The organism is Rhodococcus sp. (in: high G+C Gram-positive bacteria), from assembly GCF_049286785.1.
Lineage (GTDB): Bacteria > Actinomycetota > Actinomycetes > Mycobacteriales > Mycobacteriaceae > Rhodococcus_F.
Window position 1 is genome coordinate 1 of sequence record NZ_JBAQEO010000879.1, and the last position, 2869, is coordinate 2869.

Below are 2869 nucleotides of genomic sequence, written 5' to 3' on the forward strand. Positions count from 1 at the left end.
GATCAGCCGCGGCAGATTCGCCATGTGCTGCTGGAGGTCGGAGTTGATCGCGACCTTCGAGCGGTAGTTCCCGAGGTAGTAGTTGAAGCCCGACCACGGCTTGTCCCCCACCACCTCGTACTCCACCACTTCGGTTTCGGGCAGCGCGTAGTGCTCGCGCACGAGGTCACGTAGCGCACTGGAGAAGGCGTCCACACACTCCTGCAATCGATCTGCGGGAATCTCGTCCGCCGCCCGGTGTGCGTGGACACGTTCGGCCAGTGATCCGGGTCCGGGCAGCACCGCGTCCATCTTCCGGTGAGCTTCCCGGTACTGCTCCTCGTCGCCGCGTTCGATCCGGACGTCGAAGTAGGCCTCGACCTCGTCGACGAATCCGACGTCCTCACCGGCGAACGTGCGAGCCGAGCATTCGAGAGCGCGCAGGTGCACCTCCAGGAAGCGGGAGCGCTGCTCGGACAGGCCGGCCGACGGCAACTCGGTCCGCAACCGTGCGGCGGTACGCGTCAGTTCCCGCGGGTCGGGCCGCGGCTCGTTCTCGACCTGACGACGCAACGCCGGATCACCGGTATAGGCATCGACGAAGCCTTCCTCCAGCCGGTCGAAACCCAGCCCGAGCAGCAGGTATTCGCGTACGAACGTATCGGACTCCATGTCGATCGACCTTAGTCGAGACCGTTCGGCCCGACCCGCCGACAACTGCGCCTGTGGCACCAAGCACAATCCGACTATGCAACCGCGACTCGCGAGCGTGACGATCACGGCCGTACTTCCGATCACGGACGGCGCACTTCCGCAGGTCCGGAGGTGTGAGCGGAACTGATGGCCAAGGCAAGCGAGTCCAGCCCCTACGTCGAATTCGACCGGAAACAGTGGCGCACACTTCGTAAATCCACGCCGCTCGTCTTGACCGAGGAAGAGCTCTACGGACTCCGCGGTCTCGGTGAGCAGATCGACCTCGAGGAGGTCGCCGAGGTCTACCTGCCACTGTCGCGTCTGATTCATCTTCAGGTCGCGGCTCGGCAACGTCTGTTCGCGGCTACGGCCACATTCCTCGGCGAGAAGCATCCGGATCAGCAGGTGCCGTTCGTGATCGGCGTCGCGGGAAGTGTGGCGGTCGGCAAGTCCACCACGGCCCGCGTGCTCCAGGCACTGCTCGCTCGGTGGGAGCATCATCCACGTGTCGACCTGGTCACCACGGACGGCTTCCTCTACTCCGCTGCGGAGCTCAACCGCCGCGGCATCATGCACCGCAAGGGCTTCCCCGAGAGTTACGACCGACGCAAGTTGCTGCGTTTCGTCACCGAGGTGAAGTCGGGGGCCGAGGAGGTGGCGGCGCCGGTCTACTCGCACGTTTCGTACGACATCGTCCCGGGCCAGTACCACCTCGTCCGCCAGCCGGACATTCTGATCATCGAGGGCCTCAACGTCCTCCAGACCGGTCCCCGGCTCATGGTGTCGGATCTGTTCGACTTCTCGATCTACGTCGACGCCCGCATCGAGGACATCGAGTCCTGGTACATCCAGCGCTTTCTCGCCCTACGTCAGACGGCGTTCGCGAACCCCGACGCGCATTTCCACCACTACGCGGCTCTCTCGGACCGGGACGCGACCGCGGCCGCGCAGGAGATCTGGCAGAACATCAACCGGCCGAATCTGGTGGAGAACATTCTGCCGACGCGTCCGCGCGCCACACTGGTGCTCCGCAAGGATGCCAATCACTCCATCAATCGGCTGCGACTCCGAAAGCTGTAGGGCTCCTCGACCCGTAGAACTCAGACACCGAACCTGCGGTGCCGGGCGGCGTAGTCGCGCAGCGCCCGCAGGAAGTCCACACGCCGGAACTCCGGCCAGTACGCCTCCGTGAACCAGATCTCGGAGTACGCGCTCTGCCACAGCAGAAATCCGGAGAGCCGCTGTTCCCCGGAGGTCCGGATCACCAGGTCCGGGTCGGGTTGACCCGAGGTGTACAGGTGGCTGTCGATGCCGGTGATGGTGATCGACTTCACCAGTTCGTCTCCCGAGAGACCCTCGAGCAGCTTCTCGCTCAGCAGCGACTGCACGGCGTCGCAGATCTCCTGACGACCGCCGTATCCGATCGCGACGTTGACGTGCGTGCCCGTTCGTCCCGTGGTCCGTTCGGCGGCTTCCCGAAGGCGACGGGACTGCTCGGCAGGCAGGAGGTCGAGCGCGCCGACGATCTTGACGCTCCAGTTCTTGTCCGGACCGGAGATCTCCTCGACGACGTCCGTGATGATCTCGAGCAGGGTGTCGAGCTCTTCCGGCTCACGGCTGAGATTTTCCGTCGACAGCAGGTAGATGGTGGCCATCTCGATGCCGGCGGCGTCACACCAGCCGAGCAGTTCGGAGATCTTGAGGGCACCCATCCGGTGACCGTGGCTGACGTCGGTGAATCCGTTCTCCCGCGCCCAGCGCCGGTTGCCGTCGCACATGACCGCAACGTGCCGTGGGTGCTGGAGGCCCTCTAGCCGCCGGAGTAGCCGTCGCTCGTACAGGCTGTACAGCAGTCCTCGCGCACTCACCGGGGTATCACCATGGTTGCCAAGAGTACGCCGCAGCGCAGTGCGCTTCGCGACGGCCGTCACACGCGGCGCCGCAGAGATCTACCGACGGGTACGCTTTCCCCACAAGCAAACCTACGGTCGCGTAGGTTGCAGCTCGGACAACGAGAAGAGGTGCCGCGTGACCGCTTTCGGCCTTGACGAACTGCCCGTCAAGCCCCGCCTGCGAGGATGGATCCACCTGTGGGCGTTCGGCGTCTCCGTGATCGCCGGAGTCGTTCTGGTCGTCCTCTCCGCCACCCGGGTGTCCGGTACGGCGGCGATGGCCACCGCCGTGTACAGCGTGACGG

General features: G+C 65.0%; 2 protein-coding genes and 2 pseudogenes. 2 read left to right on the forward strand and 2 right to left on the reverse strand.

All coding sequences use genetic code 11. The features are described from left to right. Positions 1-651, reverse strand: a pseudogene (locus tag WAW17_RS31345) (DUF885 domain-containing protein); the annotation flags it as partial. Positions 652-819: 168 nt separating this feature from the next. Between WAW17_RS31345 and coaA the strand changes: the two are divergent. Continuing rightward, positions 820-1752: a type I pantothenate kinase gene (coaA, locus tag WAW17_RS31350; protein WP_422336730.1), complete on the forward strand. Its 933-nt coding sequence runs from the start codon at positions 820-822 to the stop codon at positions 1750-1752. A gap of 20 nt (positions 1753-1772) precedes the next feature. Here coaA and WAW17_RS31355 read toward each other — a convergent pair whose 3' ends face one another. Next, entirely contained in the window at positions 1773-2540 is a 768-nt protein-coding gene (locus WAW17_RS31355) for an isoprenyl transferase (protein ID WP_422336731.1), read from the reverse strand. A gap of 160 nt (positions 2541-2700) precedes the next feature. Here WAW17_RS31355 and WAW17_RS31360 point away from each other — a divergent pair. Then, positions 2701-2869, forward strand: a pseudogene (locus tag WAW17_RS31360) (hemolysin III family protein); the annotation flags it as partial.